The 19,693-nt window shown below is 46.3% G+C and carries 11 protein-coding genes and 1 pseudogene; all 12 read right to left on the reverse strand.

All coding sequences use genetic code 11. The annotated features are described in order from the left end of the window. Positions 1-814: pseudogene (locus tag AQR02_RS20280) on the reverse strand (hypothetical protein); the annotation flags it as partial. Positions 815-1,027: 213 nt separating this feature from the next. Then, positions 1,028-1,438: a glycosyltransferase family 2 protein gene (locus tag AQR02_RS20285; RefSeq protein WP_054942271.1), complete on the reverse strand. Its 411-nt coding sequence runs from the start codon at positions 1,436-1,438 to the stop codon at positions 1,028-1,030. 299 nt (positions 1,439-1,737) lie between these two features. Further along, positions 1,738-2,460, reverse strand: a complete 723-nt coding sequence (locus tag AQR02_RS20290; protein ID WP_054942272.1) for a response regulator transcription factor — start codon at positions 2,458-2,460, stop codon at positions 1,738-1,740. 4 nt (positions 2,461-2,464) lie between these two features. Continuing rightward, positions 2,465-3,622 carry a sensor histidine kinase gene (locus AQR02_RS20295; protein ID WP_054942273.1) on the reverse strand — a complete coding sequence of 386 codons (1,158 nt, stop codon included), beginning with the start codon at positions 3,620-3,622 and terminating at the stop codon, positions 2,465-2,467. A 58-nt stretch (positions 3,623-3,680) separates the two neighbouring features. Then, positions 3,681-6,398 (reverse strand): stalk domain-containing protein, encoded by a 2,718-nt coding sequence (locus AQR02_RS20300; RefSeq protein WP_054942669.1) that lies wholly within the window; start codon positions 6,396-6,398, stop codon positions 3,681-3,683. A 346-nt stretch (positions 6,399-6,744) separates the two neighbouring features. Next, positions 6,745-10,761 (reverse strand): Ig-like domain-containing protein, encoded by a 4,017-nt coding sequence (locus AQR02_RS20305; protein WP_054942274.1) that lies wholly within the window; start codon positions 10,759-10,761, stop codon positions 6,745-6,747. A 209-nt stretch (positions 10,762-10,970) separates the two neighbouring features. Beyond that, positions 10,971-12,173, reverse strand: coding sequence for a methionine adenosyltransferase (metK, locus tag AQR02_RS20310; protein WP_054942275.1), 1,203 nt, complete (start codon positions 12,171-12,173; stop codon positions 10,971-10,973). A gap of 221 nt (positions 12,174-12,394) precedes the next feature. Continuing rightward, positions 12,395-12,667: an alpha/beta-type small acid-soluble spore protein gene (locus AQR02_RS20315; RefSeq protein ID WP_054942276.1), complete on the reverse strand. Its 273-nt coding sequence runs from the start codon at positions 12,665-12,667 to the stop codon at positions 12,395-12,397. A gap of 165 nt (positions 12,668-12,832) precedes the next feature. Continuing rightward, the gene (locus AQR02_RS20320; protein WP_054942277.1) at positions 12,833-13,369 is read right to left on the reverse strand and encodes a hypothetical protein; all 537 of its coding nucleotides are present in this window, start codon (positions 13,367-13,369) and stop codon (positions 12,833-12,835) included. An 83-nt stretch (positions 13,370-13,452) separates the two neighbouring features. Further along, complete coding sequence (locus AQR02_RS20325; protein WP_159067805.1) at positions 13,453-16,317, reverse strand: Ig-like domain-containing protein; 2,865 nt, start codon at positions 16,315-16,317, stop codon at positions 13,453-13,455. Between the two features lie 512 nt (positions 16,318-16,829). Then, a complete protein-coding gene (locus tag AQR02_RS20330) occupies positions 16,830-17,171 on the reverse strand; it encodes a hypothetical protein (RefSeq protein ID WP_054942279.1) in 342 nt (113 codons plus the stop codon). A 151-nt stretch (positions 17,172-17,322) separates the two neighbouring features. Continuing rightward, on the reverse strand, positions 17,323-19,693 hold a 2,371-nt coding region (locus AQR02_RS31510), incomplete at its 5' end, for an S-layer homology domain-containing protein (RefSeq protein ID WP_148449172.1).

Consider the following 19,693-nt stretch of genomic DNA (forward strand, 5'->3'; position numbering starts at 1 on the left):
CATAGGCTCTGCTATCTTCTGCCCTCTTGTTAAGCGAGTTACTTCGATCGCCTCTCTTTCCTTCAGCATTCCCGCTACTAGAGTTGCTGCGACCCGCTCTATTTCTCTCAACCTTCCTGCTACCAGTATTACTATAATCGGCTCTCTCGCCTTCTGCCTCGTGACGATTATTCTTCCGCTCTTTCCCCTTCCCCACCATTCCGGCACTTACGGCAGCTTGCAGCTTCAATCGCCCCTGCAGATGGGCAAGCTGGGCACCAGACTGCCAGTCCTGCCCCATTCCTGGAAGCTGCTCCGCCAGCAATGCTTCCACCTCCGGCTGAAGCAGCGAGCGGCCGGAGAGCGTCTCCACCAGGAGGTCCGCTGCGATACTGAGAGATTCTTTTTCCCGCTCCTGCAGAACACCCCCTCTCCCATTCCCACTTCTGACACAAGGTCCAAAATCTGCATTATGCTGCCCCCCTTTCTTCAACGGTTCCGTAATTATCTCAACATGATTCATCCATGTTCTTTGCTGCTTTCCCCCTGACTCTTTCTCTCTCCGCATTTCTTCCTGAAGAGATTCTTTTAGATAAACTGCCCACTCCTCGGATGACCACCGGCGCATTACTTTATGGAAACGGAAGCGCTCCCGCAGCTTCACCGCCCAACCGAGGGGGAGTGAAGTGGAGAGAATGACCAGTTTGTCTGCTGCTCTGCCGCTCCAGCCACGTTCTCCTGCCCCACTCCACCACAAAAGGTCGACAGCCAGATTCAGTGAAACCCATATTTTAAAGCGCCCGTCATCTTCAACTGCATACACACTGACTCTCATCACAACGCCTCCTGCTTGGCTATGTAACATACATCCATATATAATCTCTCTACTTTGAAATTGGCCGTTACAATAGTGAATGTTTAACTTCCGGCCGCAGCCTGTCTGCTGAGTTACCCCATCCTTATGACCTTACAATCCCCTCCTCCAAAACAAAAAAGCACACTCCCCTATTACTGGAGAGTGTGCTTCACCCGTTCCTTGCATATTTAGTCAGCATTCGCCGCGTCTTGATTGCGATCCCCCGCTTCCCGGCATCCGCAAATCGATAACAATTTCCCGCTGGTATTCATCCTCGCCCGCTACAGAGCGAAAATGCATCAATGGTGCAATATCAATTGCAGAACCGCTGTATGCCAATTTAGTGGCTACTGCTAATGTCTCATCCTTCGATTCATCATCCAGCACAGTCACCTGATACAGTTTTCCAGTCCAAAAAGCATGAAAAGCCAGCATCCGGATGTACCCTTCAATAACTGCTTCATGATTGCGTGTGATCAAAAAATAATGAATCCGCTTACCGGACCGCATGACCCTTCGGGTCTGTTCCCGGTGATGCAGAATGTGAATGAGGATCACCGCAGATGCGTAAACAGCCACAATCCATATTAACTGGGCTACCATGGAGATGCACCTCCTCTTTATACCGACACTATATGCCGGTGTTACAAGGTCGGTGACTGCCCATGGTTCCCTGAAGCCTGCGTGCCTGCCTGCTCTGCCTCCGGGTTGAAACGATTTCTTCCGGTTGCTCATTAAATCAGCATTTTGCAAAATTCGAATATATAAAATGTCTTAGGTTCATTTTATATAACTGCGACTGAAACAATACGTTGGCCAGAGCCAGAATGCAGCCCTTACGTTATGTAATGTTGTTCCGGATCATTTGGATTCTCCAAAACGCTCAGTTAAATTCAAGCCGGTTACAGAGTGACCCAGCCATATTTGATCGAATTGATTACAGCCTGTGTACGGTCATCAACTTCCATTTTTTGCAGGATGCTGCTGACATGGTTCTTGACGGTTTTCTCGCTGATAAAGAGGTATTCCCCAATATTCTTGTTACTCTTGCCTTCGGCCATCAGCCGCAGAACCTCAGCCTCACGGCGGGTCAGCGGATTGTTGTCACCAGCGACAAATTTAACGCCTGCTTCCTTCACCGGGGTTTCAGCCATTGCCCCTGTCTCATTAAGATAGGTCATGCGGCGCAGCTGGTTAATCAGCTTGCCTGTAACCTTCGGATGAATGAAGGCATGACCCTCGCAGACAGAGCGTATGGCATTAATGAGCGACTCCGCCTCCATATCCTTGAGCAAATAGCCGTTGGCACCCTTGCGCAGCGTTTCGAACACATAACTCTCATCATCATGAATCGATAAAATAATGACTTTAACATCCGGGAACATCTCCCGGAGCTTTTGTGTAGCCTCTACACCGTTCTCGATAGGCATGTTGATGTCCATCAGTACGATATCCGGTTTGTTGACGTTGCAAAATTCCAATACCTGGATGCCGTCACCACATTCCCCGATGACCTCAATATCATCCTCCATATTTAAAATTCGTTTAAGCCCTTCACGAAACAATTGATGATCATCGGCCAAAAGAACTTTTATAGGCGATTTACCAGTGATTTGGTTCTCCATCACATTACTCCTTCCCCTTTTCCACATTCGTCGGAATGTGAATTACGATTGTTGTGCCTTGATTCTCTGCAGATTCTATTTCCATTCTTCCTTCGAGTAACTCTACACGCTCCCGCATACCTACCAGCCCAAAACTTTCACGGCTGCCCTGCTCACTTACCTTTTTCACATTAAAACCTACCCCGTTATCCTTCACCACAATCTTGATCAGCTGTGCCTGATAAGTGATTTCTACAAGCACATAACTCGGATAAGCGTGTTTGGCGGCATTCGACAAGCCTTCCTGAACAAGGCGGTATACTGCGGCTTCCATGGCTGAAGATAAACGATGCTCCTTACCTCTGGTTTCAAAAGCGGTACGGATCTTTGTTTTCTCCTCATAATCATGGACGTACTTCCGCAGCGTCGGAATTAGGCCAAGGTCATCGAGCGCCATCGGACGCAAGTTGAAAATCACCTTACGCATTTCCTCCAGGCTGTAACGGACCTGCCCTTTTAAGTCTATTACTTCGTCCTGCACTAGCCCATATTCCTGCTTCACCAGCATTCTTTCTACAATTTCCGTCCTAAGGACTAAATTCGCCAGCATTTGAGCAGGACCGTCATGAATTTCCCGGGCAATTCTTTTCCGTTCCTCTTCTTGCGCCAAAATTATTTTAAGTCCGATCATTTGTCTGTTCTTCGCAGTTTCGACAATTCTCGTCACTTGTCCCATTTCTCCGGACAGGTACTCAATAACAACACTCATTTGCGAACCGATCGATTCTGCGCGTTCTACCGAATTTTCGACACTGCGAACCCGCAGCTGCAGTTCGTCCCGCCTGCTTCGAAGATAGATTTCACGCTCTCTTGTCATCATGAGTTCGAGCTGAAGCTCAGTAGCCTTCTCATAAGCAATCCGGATGTCTTTCTCCGAATATCGGACAAAATCACGGCTGACTTCCGTCAGCCGGATCCGGGAGCGGTGGTATTGCAGCTCCAGCTTGTCCACCTTTTGCAATGTTTCATCCGTTTCTTCCATGACCCTCTGCAGTTCTTTGGTGAGTGCAACAAGCTCATCCCGTGCAACCTGCAATATTTCAAAAATCTGATACTTGCTGCTCTCCATCACGTCGATGGTATTCTTAATGACGCGATCTATCGCATCGGCTTGAAATTCCACGGATGCTTGCCCCATTTCTATCGGATCGTATTAAAGGCTTTCCTTTAATATTACCATATCACGATTCGATAGTTACGGTCTTCGTTTTCTGTTCCCATTTTACAGTCAATCCGAGCTGTTCCGAGACGAGCCGAAGAGGTACTAAAGTCCTGCCATCTAGGATTAAAGGAGCTACTTCGGCGCTTTGCCGCTTGCCGTTCAATATATATTCTTTCTTGTTTACAGTCAGATCAAGCGCCTTGGCACCGCGCAGCACCATGATTTTCTTAGTGCTCTGATCCCAGGCAGCACTTCCGCCAAAAGCATCCAGCACATATTTTATCGGCACATATGTGGTACCATCCTTGACGATCGGAGCTACATCTATCGACTTCTTAGTCCCATTTACCGTCATCGCTTTGGAGCCGATGATCATTGAAGCCGAACCTTGGGGAAGACCGGCTTCACTGGACAGCGAAGGCATCACGAAGGAAAGATTATCGAAAGCAACGGTACCTGTCTTAGCCCGTTCGTCCTGACCTTCCTCTACATTCACTACATACACTCTTTTCAGCAGCGCAGGGAATTTAATAGCTGCCCCCGATAAATCAATATTCAGGCTCTTCCAGCCGTTCCAGTCAATGACCTTAGCGAGATCAATATAAGCCGTTGCTCCAGCGCTGTCCACCACTTCCGCCCGCAGCCAGTTAAGGCTCATATCCCCCATAACATCAAGTGACATCGAAGTGGCGGCTGCCGGAATGCTTTTGCCGGAGGTTCCGTTAAGCTGGGCATAGGCATACATTTTACCGCTTCCTGCAGTCATGTCATAGCTGAGGGACAACACCTTGGAACCTGCCCGCTCCGCCGTTCCAGCCACGATCGCGGCCGTTCCTGTGACACTGCTCACATTCGAAGTAAAGGCGATCGGATAAGTAACATTATCAAAATTCTCCCACGGTGTAGCTGCTGCAGTCGATAAAACAACCGCAGTACTGAACCCGTCGTACCGGGCAATCGCATACCCCGTGGTGACACCTGCGTTTACCGAGTCAACCGTCAGCTTGCCATCCTGCACACTGCCCTTGAACCCGACAAATTCCCATTTCAGCGCTGAATTTGGCACAGCCAGTGTCGCGCCGCTTTTAGCAACTGCTGTGACGGGTACGGAGACCGATGCACCAGCCGCCAGAGGAGCTGTAGCCGTTCCTGCGGTCAGGCTGGCAAGATCGTCACCGCCCAGAACGGTAACCTTCGCAGAAGCACTTGCCGCGCCGCTGGTCGCGGTAAGTGTAACTGGTCCTGCTTTGACACCAGTCACTTCGCCTGCATTCACTGTAGCACTGCCGCCGCTGGATACCCATGCCGGATTAGATGAAGCCACATCTATCGGATTATAATACGTATCATAGCCTTTTAACGTATAGGTTGCCTTTTGCCCGATCAGAAGTGTTGAGCTACCGCTGATCTTTATTCCTTTTACCTCACCCTGCGGGGCTAACGTGTAGACTCCCAAGCCGTTGACTATGCTGCGCTGCTCCGTGCCGTATTCCGTATTAAAGGTTAGCGAAGTCGACGTTTCAGCCAGTGGACGGTCTACCATGGTCGTAGAGCCCCCTCCGTCCAGGTTTATCCCCTTCCAGACACCGATATTGGTCATGAATGATTGCAGTTCTGTCAGTGACATACCGGCACTATTGGCATTATCCTCTACCGCAATGACATATACGTAACGGCCATCCTGAGAATAACCAAGTGCTGTACGGGCCCGGTAGCCGCCGATACTGCTCGTTGACCTCGAGAAGGTGGCTGCTCTACCGTTGTTGACCAGGATGGTATGTCCGCCAATCATCATTTGCAGACTTGCCGGATCCACAGTTTGCTGTGTTGTTTTAGATTTCAAGGAATACACACTGCTCAGCTTTTGACCTACTGCCAGATGTGCCTTGACGAACTGTGCTGCAAGCCCGTGTGTCCGCAGGATATAAGCCCCTTTCGGAACTGCCATCGGCAATGCTGCATCTAATGAGATTTGAGTGATCGTATCATTCTCTACCAATACCTCCGTTGGCGTGGTAGAGCTATTCTTCGGCCGGGCCAGTGCGGTCCAGGCATCTGTATAAAGATAGGCAGCATTGGCATGGCTATATGTGGAACTGCCGCCTTCCGGGCTGTAAGCCCCTTTATTAATACCTGACAGTGGAAACTGGGCACCATCCTCAGCTGTGACCAGTCCTTCAAAAGCATACTCGTCGATCACCGGCTGGCGGTCTTTAGTCACTGCAAAAGCGTACATTCCTTCAAGCTGTGATGGTGTAGAAACCACAACCCCGCTTGAAATTTGTCCCCCTATTGGGGCACCTTCGCCGCCGGTGTTGAAATAATCACCGTTAACTGCAGCTACTGCTCCAGTTTCAGCTGCCATACCGCCAGTACTTTGACGGGTAGTCAGGTTACCGCCCTTTCCGGTCATTACATCAAGGGACACATAAGGATTACTCAAATCTACACGGATGACATCAGCCAGCCCGGTAGCGTTTATGCCCGAACGTTGTGTTGTGAACTTATATTTCATCATCATTGCACCAGAAGTGATCACTTCTTCACCCAGCTTGGTCACTGTAAAAGAACTCGCTGCTGCCTGGGCTACTGGTATAGTAGAAGATCCCCATCCAGGCAGTCCTTCGCTTCCGATTACCGGCATGATCCAGAGTACACCGGCTAATGATGCAGCAATCCAGCGTTTGGCAGGTAACCTTCTTCCCCCCTGTGCATGCTCTTCGTTTCTCTTCTCCATGGAAACTTCATTCATTTCAGTGTAACTCTCCCATCTCTTTTTTTAATATAAGTTCTCTGATATCCGCATCTATTTTTCCAGTCAAAGAACAGGCTTCCATTTTTCCTTAACACTTTAATAGACTGAAATGAAGCCAAAAAGTTGCGAAGTTTGCTAGATTCCGTCCTATTTAAGAGCCTGGTAAGTCTATGCAGATATAAGAAGAAACGGCTTTGCCATCCTATTAGGGAAGGGATCCGTTTCTGCTGGAAAGAGAAAGATAGTGTATTGGGTAAAACAAAGAAGTGCTTATCTTAACACAAAAAAGCCCCGCAAAGCGGGGCCTTAGCCTGATAACTTGTTTATTCTACAGGAAACCTGCCATACCGAGCATGCGCTGCAGCATCACCGCTGCTTGGGCCCTGGTTGCGTTACCCTGTGGTTGGAACTCAGTGGTGGTCATTCCCAGTATAATTCCTTCCTGCACAGCTTTGGCCACAAATTCAGCACTTGCATTCTGGATTTTACCTCTGTCTTTGAAGGCACTTAGCGCAGATGAAGCGGTACCGTTCAGTGTGATTGGATTCTTCGTATATTCCATCGCACGGATAATCATAATGGCCAGCTGTTCCCGGGTAATATTGTCATTCGGCCGGAAGGTACCGTCTGTATTCCCTGTAATAATACCAGCTTTAGCCGCTGCCCCAATATAATCACCTGTCTGGGTGGAAGGCTGAACATCTCTGAATTGCTGTGCGGTCACCCTGTCCCCCAGCAGCCCCAGTCCCCTGCTGAGCATTACTGCAAATTCAGCCCGGGTGATCTTCATTTCCGGCTTAAACGCGGTACCGTAACTGCTGTCGATAATATTTTTGGCAGCAAGTAAATCTACAGTCGTCTTTGCCCAGTGCTTGCTCATATCGGTAAAGCTGCGGGTTGAGAGGAACGTACCGACTACCTGATTGCCTGTTGTACTGGCCTTGATTACTGTATAACTTCCGGCCGGGCCAATCTTGGTAGGCAGATAGGCAGCATCATAATAGGCAAGATCCAGTCTGGCTGCTGATACCTGTTCATTGTTCAATGTTGAGGTCGTGCGCACGGCATACTCTCCCGGTACAGTAAGGACGGTACCATTGGAATAATTGCCGCTGACCACGGCGCTCAGCCGGATATCGGTCAAACTGGTTACAGGTTGCAGCCCTTGTGTTCTAAGCTTTTGCTCGAAAGGCGTGTATGTGCCGGATGGAACCTTCTCCAGCCGGAGTACAAGCGATATCGTGTTGCTGTCTGCGATCAGGTTTGCGGCGAGGCTGTTCATATTGATATCATCCAGCGCCAGAGTAAACATGCTGTCACCGTAGCGAACCCCGAACGTCGAATTACTGTTGCGGTTTACGGCATCCAGCAGCGGTTTGAGCGGTACTGAAACATAGGCGGCTAGCTCTGTCGACGGGACTTCAAATACTAAGGATGGCGTGCCCAGCTTATTAAGATATTCATAGCTGGCAGCCAGGCGATCCGTGGTCAGTGTATATCGTTTGAGCGACTGGCTGTAAACGGAACGATCATCTGCCACTGAAGCCGAGTCACTCTTGAGCAGCGGATATTCCTTCCCAAATTCACCTGCAGTGAGCGTACCCAGATAGGAAGGACGGCTAGCCGTTGTGCTGGTTCCCCCAGTCAGGTTCTGAACGGAAAGTGCTGTAAATGACGCAAGGGCATTCCCGCTAACATCAAAAATCCCTCCAGCTCCTGTCATATAGGACAGGTCAACGGCTTGTCCGGTTTTAACTACGGTAGACAGAACTAATTTCAGGGTTGCACCGGAAACATTGAAAGATTGTACCCCTACAATACTTCCGTCTACTCTAACTGCGAATTGCCCGGCATATAGGGACGTACTGGCCTGCATACTTTTACTGAAAGTAACGGTAAGCTCATCACCAGTGATAGTTGCTGAACTGATATTCGGCACTGTCGTTACATTACTTCCCGAGATAGATACCGGCCCAAGATTAATGTAGGCTGCCCTATTACCATTCAAATCACTGATTCCGGCAGTCCCCGGAACATAAGAGATTGTGGTGTAACTCGTTGTTGAAAGTGTACTCTCTACAGTAAGTGTTACTTGATTTCCGCTTATGGCTACGTTGGTTACATAGTTAGGCGTACTTCCCACCAGAACTGAGAACTGACTGATCATCGGCAGATTTCCCGAGGACAATCCTTCATTATAAGTAAGTATAATCTGCTTGCCTGAACCGGCTGCGCTCTGATATACCGGTGCGGTCGTATCGCTGGTGTTGCGGATATAGAAATCGCTGAAGTTAGTTATGTTCTGACCGTACTGATCCTGAAGCGGATAAGAGCCGGCGATGTAGGTTATCCGGACAGCCTGGCCGCTTGATGCTACATTATTTACGCCTAAAGTAACAGTCGAACCGCTGGAGCTAACAGAATTAACGCCCAATGAAACGCCGTCTGCGTACACATAGAACTGGGCATAACCAGCTGTAGAAGCAGTTCTCAGCACATCATTAAAATTCAAAACTACAGTCTTTCCAGACAAAGTTCCTTCTTTGGGTGTAGGCAATGCTGATTGAACCGAATTCGTTACCTGCCGTGATGAGAAACTGTTTGCGGTATTTCCGCTCAAGTCTTGAATGGTTCTCAAGCCGCCTGAATAGGAGATCTTAACAATTTGCCCTACAGCTACACCCGTGCTAAGCGTCACATATACGCTGTCTCCCTGAATGTAAATACTTTCGATCGCTCTTTTCTCATCATTGACCGTTACTGAAAAACTGCTCATCAGCAATGATACCGATGAATTAAGCGGCTCGTCGTATTTTAAACGGATAGTACGATTATTCTCGAGCACTGCTGAAGAGAGATTGGGGGACATCTTATCTAACGCTATGGTCCGGAAGCTCCAGGAGCTCTTTCCGTTAATCCCCTCGTATTGATTATTATTACTGTCAACAAATGTCCCTTTGGCGATATCAATATAATAGGTTGTGTCGTTTTCTAGTGATGTCGAAGGTACAATAACATATTCCTTAGAATTAGTACCTTGAACTACAGATACAGTTGTTGTTAGTTTTGTCCCGCTGCTTTTATACAGAGCTACTCCACTCTCGGCGGTTAAAGTTGCCGCCTGGTTGAATGCAATTTTAATAGGTTCACCAGTACCTACAGACTCACTGCGGTCAGCCGGACTAAGCGCTGTTACGCCAAATCCCGTAAGCGACGTGGTTGTGAAGCTCCAGGTATAAGGTCCTGAAGCAGGGAAAATATTACCGTCCTGATCATAAAAAGCCCCTTGCGGAATGGTCACCGTATACTTAGTATTGCTTAACAGCGGACTCACGGCAGAAGCAGCAGCCACCGTAATAAAACGGGTTCCCCCTCCCGTAACCGCAGAGGAGTTCACATTGAAAGTTCTGGTACCGTCTGAAGTACCGGGAGATAAACTGATTATTCCCGTAGCCGGCATCATCGGCTGGTCAAAGGTTAGCTGGAGATTGCCCGTTGTCGGGACTGCACCCGCTCCGTCTGCTGGAGATACGCTTACCGATGAGACTGTGGAACCTTTTACAGAAAAACTCCAGACATTCCCTGTAGAAATCCCTGCAAAGGATTTATTGTCATCATCTTTCAGAGCATAGGGATCAACCAGCACGTAATAGCTGCTGCCAGAGATCAGTTTACTTGCCAAAGTCAAAGTCACCGTGGTTGTGGAGGCATCATTTTGTAAATTGACATACCCCTCGCCGTCTTTGAGCTTAAACTCCTGCACTACAGTGTTGTCTGATGAGGCGATAAGCTTAATTGAGCCCCCACCCCGCTGAAGCTTCTTATTAAGCTTAAAACTTAGCTGAGAAAGGGTGCTATCCACCCGTGAATAATTCGCAGGAGAATAATCACTTGCAGTGATAGTTGTGTTAATAGATGGAGCGGTCGTGAAGGTCCAAGAAGCTGCCGCTGATTCCAGTCCCAGTCCGTCTTTAAACATGCCTTGGGGCACGTTAACGGTATAGGTCTTATTGTACTCAAGCTCCTTACCTAATTTGAGCTGATATTGCATTGAACTGCTAATTAGGCCTGAGCTCCCCACAGGGATAGTTACATAGGGTTGACTGGCCCCTAGTGCTGTAACGGTGATGTCTCCACTCTGCGGAGTTACCTGACGGTCGAAGCTTAGTTTGATGGAAGACGCTACGCTCACATTCACCTCTCCCTGGACAGGGGATGTGGACATGCTAAATTCATTTGCGGCATGCACTGCTGAGCTTCCGATTCCGATAGACGAATACCCTGTACCTAGCACCAGGTTTCCTGCCAGAATGAGTGCTGTCCATATTGAAATTTTCCTTTTCATGCGGTGATAGACTCCTCTCAAGCCATACTATCTCGTCTTTATACATATTCTTATATTTCGGCTAAAAGGCTTCCAAAGTTTAGAAGACTTCCAAGTGTGGATCACTCCTAAATCCTAACTTCTTCAGCTGAAATTAAAAAAGCCCGCAGACTTCAATCTTCTCATAAAAAGAAGACCTGTCTGCGGGCTTGTCTATATTGATGTATAAATTAGATCCCGGCCTGAGCTTTAAGCATTTCTGCTTTATCCACACGTTCCCAAGGAAGATCGACATCGGTACGGCCAAAATGACCATAAGCCGCGGTCTGTCTGTAAATCGGTTTGCGCAAATCCAGCATGGAGATAATTCCGGCAGGACGAAGATCAAAATTGCTGCTGATGAGGTCAGCCAGCTTTTCTTCACTGATCTTCCCTGTTCCGTATGTATCCACATTAATCGATACAGGATTAGCGACCCCAATTGCATAAGCCAATTGAATTTCACATTTGGAAGCAAGGCCGGCAGCAACCAGATTCTTCGCGACATAACGGGCTGCATAGGCAGCAGAGCGGTCGACTTTGGTTGGATCTTTCCCAGAGAATGCTCCTCCGCCATGACGGGCATATCCGCCATATGTATCAACAATAATCTTGCGTCCGGTTAATCCGGCATCACCCTGCGGACCGCCAATGACAAAACGGCCTGTCGGATTAATGAAATACTTAGTGTTATCATCGAGCAATTCAGCCGGAACAACCGGCAGAATAACGTGTTCTTTAATATCTGCCTGGATCTGTTCCAGTGAAATTTCCTCTGCGTGCTGAGTCGATACTACAATTGTATCTACACGTACCGGTTTTTCATCCTGATACTCAATCGTTACCTGAGTTTTGCCATCCGGACGCAAATATTCCAAAGTACCGTCTTTGCGGACTTCAGACAAACGGCGGGCAATCCGGTGTGACAGGGCGATCGGCAAAGGCATTAATTCAGGCGTTTCATCTGTCGCAAAACCAAACATCAGGCCTTGGTCACCTGCGCCAATATTTGCAGTTTCTTCAGCAACTTGTGCAGGATCACGATGCTCCAGTGCCGCATTTACACCCTGTGCGATATCAGCAGACTGTTCATTCAGTGAGCTAAGCACAGCACAAGTATTATAATCAAAACCATATTTTGCACGGGTATAGCCAATTTCCTTAATCGTATTGCGTACAATGGCCGGAATATCTACATACTCCGACTTGGTGCTAATCTCGCCAATGACGAGCACAAGACCAGTTGCTACAGCTACCTCGCAGGCAACGCGGGCATTTGGATCATTGGCCAAAAAAGCATCCAGCACTGCATCAGAAATCTGATCACAGATTTTATCCGGATGTCCCTCTGTTACGGACTCGGAAGTAAACAAATGACGTCCTTTAATAGACACGTACAACAACCTCCCATATTGTTAGTCTGACACTGTATAAGGGGGCTCCTTAGTGATAACAGGCCAAATAAAATAAGAATAAATTAAGAAATTATAGATGCCGTCTTCAAAAAATGAACCTTTTCCATATGGAAAAGGTTTAAGGCTTTCCTCAAAAGTCATATTATCTTATTTGCCGGATGGTGTCAATTAAAGGCAGTCTCAACCGGCGTTTGCAGAAGTTATGTGAAAAGAGACTGCTCAGCTTGCTTGACAAGCCTCTTCGTAATTTCTCCGCCAACAGAACCATTATCTCTGGAGCTTAAATGGCCAAGATACTGACTCCGTCCAATTCCTGCAGCCCCTCCAAGAGCTCCAAGTTCAGAAGCAAACTCCGTATCTGCTCCTCCGCCATAAGAAGCACCATATAGACCGAATTCTGTTGCAATTTCATATTGCATTTGTTTCAGCATTGCGCGACTTTCCGGTACCACTGTGCGATTAGTACGTGCCATGTTACAGCACCTCCTGAAATTATTTTTAAAGATTACAGGAAGTATTCTGCGCCTGTTCCATGGCTTTGAGTCCGTTTAATGTTTGTCAGCAGTGGGAAAGAGTTCCGGTGTATGAGGATCCCTCCCACAGGGTATCCTTAATATTAATGAAATAGTATTTCTTCTTTATTTCAATGTGTAAGAACCTCGTACCATGACTACAAGTCCTAAGGTTTGACCTTCTTGAACAGTAATCCCCCGTCCATCACGGGGAAATGATAACAAATGATTAGATGGTGCTGCAAGCCCGTTGGCAAGATCGGTGCCATCCGTCAAATCAGCGACGCCATTACTGTCCTGTGAATAAATTACAGCTTTACCCGCCCGGACAATAAATTCAGCACCTGCACCAGCAATTAGAGTCTGGCCCGGTTTCACATCAACAATTATAACTTCATTACTGCTTGGAGCCGGAGAAGATGATGGTGCAGCAGTTGCAACAGGTGTTGCGGTTGCCGTAGGTGCCTGAGTAGATATTGTTCCACCTTGAAGTGCCTTTTGAATTTGTTGATCCACATAACTTTTTGTTACAACGGGATCATCAGCCGTACCTGGCTGCGAGCCGACACTTGCGCCTTCTGCAGTGATGTTGAGTACAGAACCTGCCCATACACTACAAGCAAGCAGCCCGGTTGCCATGGAAATTTTCCAAACGGTTTTCATCAGCTTCCTCCTTCAGAATTCAAAAAATACTAAAAAAAAGAATAGCCTCCGAAGAGGCTATTCTGGGCTTCGGTAAAACCGAATTACTTAGTTGCAGTAACTGTAACGCTGTTGTCGATTTTGTTCGTCGATCCATCTGTAATAGTAGAAGTGTCAGCGATCTTAACAGTGATGTTACCAACATAAGCAGCTCTCAGGTCAAGTGCACCTGCACTTGCAGAAGTGTAAGCAAGGATTTCAGTTGCTTGAACAACTCCGTCAGAGTTATTGTCGATGTACAGTACATCAGCACTGTTGTAAACACCTTTTGCTGCATTGATTTGCAAGAAGTACTTGCTGCCGGAGCCAGAAGCTACAGTTACAACACCGCTCTTCTTAATTTCAACGCCGTTAACAGTAACAACGAAGTCTGCTCCTGTTGGAGCACTTACGGATTCACTGAAGTTAACAATCAACTTCGTGGAGTCATCCACTGATACGGAAGCGGTAGCCAGCTTAGGAGCAATACCATCAACCAGAGCGATTCCCTGTGCAAGCTTAGGAGTAATTGTGTTACCTACGGAATCTTGGATACCGGTAATCAAGAAGTCATAACCTTTGGAAGCACTGATTCCGCTTGTAGGGATATAAACCTTAACCACCAGGTTCGCGCTAGCAGTACCACTGTAATCAGTAGTTACATAAGAACCAGCTGGCAGAGCCTTAGCATCCAATGTGTAGTTGTTGATGTTAGTAACAGTGCTGAGGTTCAGACCGTTAGCATCTTGAATTGTGTAAGTGATAACTTGATCCGATCCGCTAGCAGTTGTTGCAGTTGGGTTGCTCACGAACACCGGTTGGCTGGAGTCAGTAGTTGAAGTAGCAGTGATAGCTACAGTTTGCACAGATGCGGCGTTACCGTTTAGTTGTGCAGACTTATCTTTAACCAGGCCGGATGGCAGACGCAATGTGTAGTTACCAGCTGCAAAACCAGTTACAGTGAATGTCACTGTAGCATTGCTGTCGCTGTATGCATAAGTAGCAGTAGTTGCAGTTGTTGCACCGGATGTGCCAATAAGAGTTACTTCCTTAGCAACACCAGTCGAATCATTAATCAGTGTCAACTTAGATCCATTGGTAACAGTGATAGCTTCAGAGAACTTCACTACCAAACCTGTTGATCCATAAGTAACACTTGCAACCGTAGGAGCTACAGTGTCCTTAGTGAAAGTAACAGCTTGAGTTGAAGTTGCAGTTGTTGCATTACCCAGAAGGTCTCTAATTCCGGCAGCAATAGTAACAGTTCCGTTGAATACGCCATTAGACCAAGCTGGTGTAGTTGCAGTAGTCAAAGTGAATGTTTTGCTGTCGCTTCCAGCGGAAGGAATCAACGAACCTTGGTTAACTCCGCTAGCGTTCAGCAATGTGAACACACCGTTCAGGGAGTTGATGTCAACAGCTTTGCTGAATACAACTTTGATTGTGTTTTCGCCGGATACAGCGAAGCTAGTGATTGTTGGAAGTTCAACATCAGCTACTACAGTTACAGTAGTCTTTGTTGGGTTTGGAGTAATGTAGTTGCCAGCGAAGTCTTTAACGTTCAGGAACGAAACGTCATAAGTTTTGCCAGTAACCAGAGTTGTTGTAGTTGTCAATACCACTTCGTCAAGGCTAGATCCAGTTGTTGCAGGAGCGGATACACCGTCAACATAAGCAGTAATTACACCAGAAGGACTAGATACTACTGGCTCACTGAATTTAACAACAACTTTGTTAGTAGTTGCTTTAGCAGTGGAAGTTACGGATACGATTGTAGGTGCAGCAGTATCAGCAACAGTAATCAGCTGTGTGTAAGGAGTAAGAGCAACACCAGTGTCAGTCTTAACAGATTTAGTTACAGTTACAGTGTATTGACCTTTGAAGTATTCGTTAAGTTCTGGAGTCAGTGTCAACTCAGTTTTGTCAGAAGACAATACAGCGTTGGCTTTGTTGATGTTAACTGCTTGAGCATCTGTCAAGTAAGTAACAGCAACTACACCGTCAACCAAAGTATTATCGGATGCGATAACAGTGCTGGAATCCAGAGCACGGTTGAATTTAACAACCAGCTGTTTGGAGTTCGGAGTAGTTACGGAAACTACTTTAGGAGCTGCCAAAGTTACTTTAACGCCTGCATAGTCAAAGCCTTTGTATTTGAACGTAGGAATTGTAGTTTCTACGCCTTCAACCAGGGCTGTTGTCAATGTCAGTGTAGTAGTTGTTTTGTCAGCGAAAGTTACCAACACGGTTGTTGGAGTCAAAGCTTCTGCGCCAGCAACAGCTACTTTAGTTGTCATGTTGTCAACTGCATAAGCTGCTTCTACTACCAAAGAGCGAGTAGCGTTAGCTTTGAAGTTGGTGCCTTGAGCAACCAGACCAGCGTTGATAACTGCTTGTGCATAGCCTTTAGCCCATGCAGATGCGGAGTTATCAGTTGTTGCCGGAGTTTCCAGTTTCAAAGCGCGGAACAATACAGCCGCTACTTCTTCAACTGTTACTTTACCGTTGTAGTCGAAGATACCTTTAACAGTATCTTTACCTTGCATCAAGTTTGCTGCAGTTACAGCTTCGATGTAAGGAACAGCCCAGTTAGTAGCTGTGTAACCTTTGTCTTTGTAAGACAATTTACCAGTTACTTCTGAAAGGCCGAACAATTTAGTAACGATCTTAGCGAACTCTGCACGAGTCAGATCTTTTTCAAGGTGAGCTTGACCATCTGGGTATCCGTTAAGAACACCTTTAGCTGCCAAAGCATCAAATTTTGCTTGTGGAGTTGTTGCAGTTTCACCAAACGCTACAGAGGCAAACATCGAGAATGCCATTGCTGTAGATAATGCTACGGATAAAATTTTCTTCATAACCTTTTTTTCTCCTCCTTGGACGTTCATGAACTGAGATTTTTCTTTAGTTGGGTAGCTCATGTCACTCATTAGCCGATGCACCCCCTTTCCCGAGTTGAGCATATTAAGTATAAATAATGTCTGTGACGGGTATCACAGAAACTTGTAAACAGGTTTAAGGCATAGTAATACTAGATTCCTAATTCTACCTAAGTATTATACAATGTGCCTCAAGTCACGTAAAGCTAATTTTTCCATTCGGCATTGCCCTAGCTATTAGGGTTATTTAACAAATGCCTGGTGTAAATGACTCTACACCTTAAACGCAGGAGTTCCGGAAAAGTTGCGCTTTGTTCAAAAATAATTTTTAAACCGCTGTATCCCGCTCCCCGTTCCAATAGAAGATAGATATGTATGTTCTACTAACTATTGTTAATGTTGGGTGACTACGGGAATTAGTATAGCATGGAGGTTTGGTAACGTCATTAAGCAATATTTGTTAAGTAAATAAACATAATTCCCCTTTTTTAAACTCCCCCCTTTCCTCATCCTGGAAAATGAAAAAGCGCCGATTCCGGCGCTTTCCTTATATAACATATAAACTAACGTATCTTCATCGATAGTTGAATCAATTCCTGGCGTTTCTCAGGACTGGCATTTACATTCTCGTACATGGCATCAATAGCCTCACGGTTCTCGCGGTAGGTCTTCTCATGTTTAATTGTGGTGTGGGACCATTCTATCAAGGCATTCTCGGCGATAACAAGATCATTGTATGCATCATGGAAACCTGTAGCTTGTACAAGCTCTTCCATTACCTCTTGTGTAATCTCCTGCAACGCCCGTTTTGCGGCGATCTCTCTTTCCAAAACTTTTGCTCTATTCTCAAACAAATTCTTTGCTTTCGTGTAATCCAATTGCGCTTTTGATAAAATCGGTTTCATCGATGGCTTTCACCTTTCAGAAAAAATTATTTTCTAAATTATTGTAACGTAAAACAGTGCAGATTACAAAGTTAATGTCGATGGCATATATTTTCCATTAAAAAGGACAGGCCCGCGAACAGTTTCGCGGACCTGTCGTTCTATTACTACATTAATTGAAGGTTTTCGGGAAGATGCTCGTGCTCTTCTGCAAGAGTGACACAGCAATCTTTCCGGCTTCCGCTCTAGTCAGCTTGCCCTTCGGGTTGAAATTATATACCGGTTTAGTTTGGCCCGTAATCGTCACTGCACTGCCTGACATGATTTTGGCTTTAGATACCGCATCAATGGCTGGTCTGGAGTAAAAGTCCATACTTCCCGAATCCACAAACGACTTGGTAAGAGTGGTCAGTAGCTTGTCATCGTTGAGCGCCATTTTAAGCTTCAGGGCTCTTGCAATCATCACGGCCGCCTGTTCTCTTGTTAACGGCTGATCCGGGCCGAAGAACCCATCGCTTAAGCCTGTTATGATACCTGCTCTTGCAGCGGTCTCGATATGCTTGAAGTCCCATGTTGTCGAAACTGCCTCCGGCACAATATCAAAGAAGGTTTGCTGGCTATTATTGTAGCTTAAAGGGATATTCAGCCCTTTCACCAGCAGGGTAGCAAATTCACCACGTGTAGTCGTATCATCGGCTCCAAATTGATCGAACCTAAGATTTTTCATAATTCCTTTGGAATATAATCCGTTAAGGACATTTCTTGCCCATGGGTGATTCGTGATGTCTGTATATCCACGGCGGAGCTTCATTACTGTGTAATACCCAAATTGATCAAAAGCTACAGTGATCGTATGTTTCTTCGTATCGACCTCGCCGCCAATGTTCTCCCATTGTCCTGAGTCTGTATACCGGTACACTGTTATCGTTGATCCAACCTCATCCACAATATTGGGACTAAACGTAAGAGTCAGTTCCCCACGCTGTGAAGGAACAATTTTGCGTTCGGCTTCAATTTGTGTGAAATTACCTTCTACCGAATATGGCGCAATACCATTTGTAGCCGGTTTATAAAGCGCAGTGCCCTTAGTTCCCTTTTCCCCAAGACCTCCACTGATCCAGTAAATGTCGGATACCCGGGAGAAGTTATTGGTTTCTACTGTAGAGTTAAAACGTAATACCAAATCCGAAGGAATTAGCAATGTGCTTTGACCTCCTGGTGTGCGGGCATCTGCATCTACGTTGATTGTGTTGCCATAATCGTTTTTACGCTCAACAACACCATCTACCGGATCTGCAATCCCGAATAGCAGCTTGGTATCAGGATAGTACTTTGCCGCGCCGGAGCTAGTGTTTCCCTTCATTAGTGTACCCTTTGGAAACGAAAGCTCGAGTCCCTTGTTGAATACACTATACTTAGCTGCAACCTTTTCAGCCATGAATTGCGTGTCCACTTGTACGGCACTTGCGTAATAGACGGTGATTGTATCATTTATGGTTGCCGCAGCACGAACAATCTGGATTTTTATTGTTGTTGCTTTATCTGGTTTCAAACCAACATAATCCAACGTAAATCTGTTCGGCAAATCTGTACGTTGCACAGCTTCATACTTATCAATTAAAACCTTTGTTGCCCCTTCAGCTTCAATATCAAAACGGACAAAGTTTTTATTGACGACAATCTGTTTTCCAACCGTTTCTACTGGAGATAAGATGCGGTATGGAGAGACTTCACGCTCTACCTCCAAACGTTGATTCGTGCGCGCACCGGTTTCATTGATTAATTCTAGGTTATATACAATACTTCCCGCGGTTTCCGCCGGAATATCCATGATCCGCAGAATGAAATCAGTGCTGCTGCCCACAAAATCATAGTAGTAGGTCTTTCCTCTGTAAGTGAACTGCGTTGGCCCTGCTTTGGCAGAGGTTGTACCCAGGATCTTATTATCCAGGGAAAGGAACAGTTCAGACCCTTGGTAAAGGTTAAGCTTATTCGCTGCTCCACCTCTGAGTACCAAATCGTAGCTGGTTTGGCTGGTGACATACTTTTCATCCTTATAGATGAACTCAGAAGTCAATCCAAGAATATCGTTAAGCTCTTTATCCGTATAGTCCTTAATATTCGTATGGCTAAGGGCAGCTCTGCCTTTAGGCAGCTTGGGATGGAATTGTGACAGGTTGGATACATTGGTATCTACAATATAGATTTTCAGTTCCTTGCGTATTTCTCTCTTATTACCCACATTGTCCATGGAGGTCCCGGTGAATACAATTTTATTCTCTCCATATACGAGGGGGCCCGAAGCAGAAATATTCAATACAAATGAGAATTTCGGGTCGGTCGTCGGATTAAATTTATCAGTAGGCTGTAGTGCTGGATTCAGTTTATCATTTGAAGTTCCGTTGACGAAAAATTGGGCGTTGCTGATATTCTCGAACCCGATATATTCACCTGATACCAACATTGTATTAGCAGCATTAGCTGAACTGAACGTATAGGTCTGACCATCATTTAAGTTAGCTACATAAATATAGTTCTTGGAG

Source organism: Paenibacillus ihuae, assembly GCF_001368795.1.
In the GTDB taxonomy this organism is placed as follows: domain Bacteria; phylum Bacillota; class Bacilli; order Paenibacillales; family Paenibacillaceae; genus Paenibacillus_AQ; species Paenibacillus_AQ ihuae.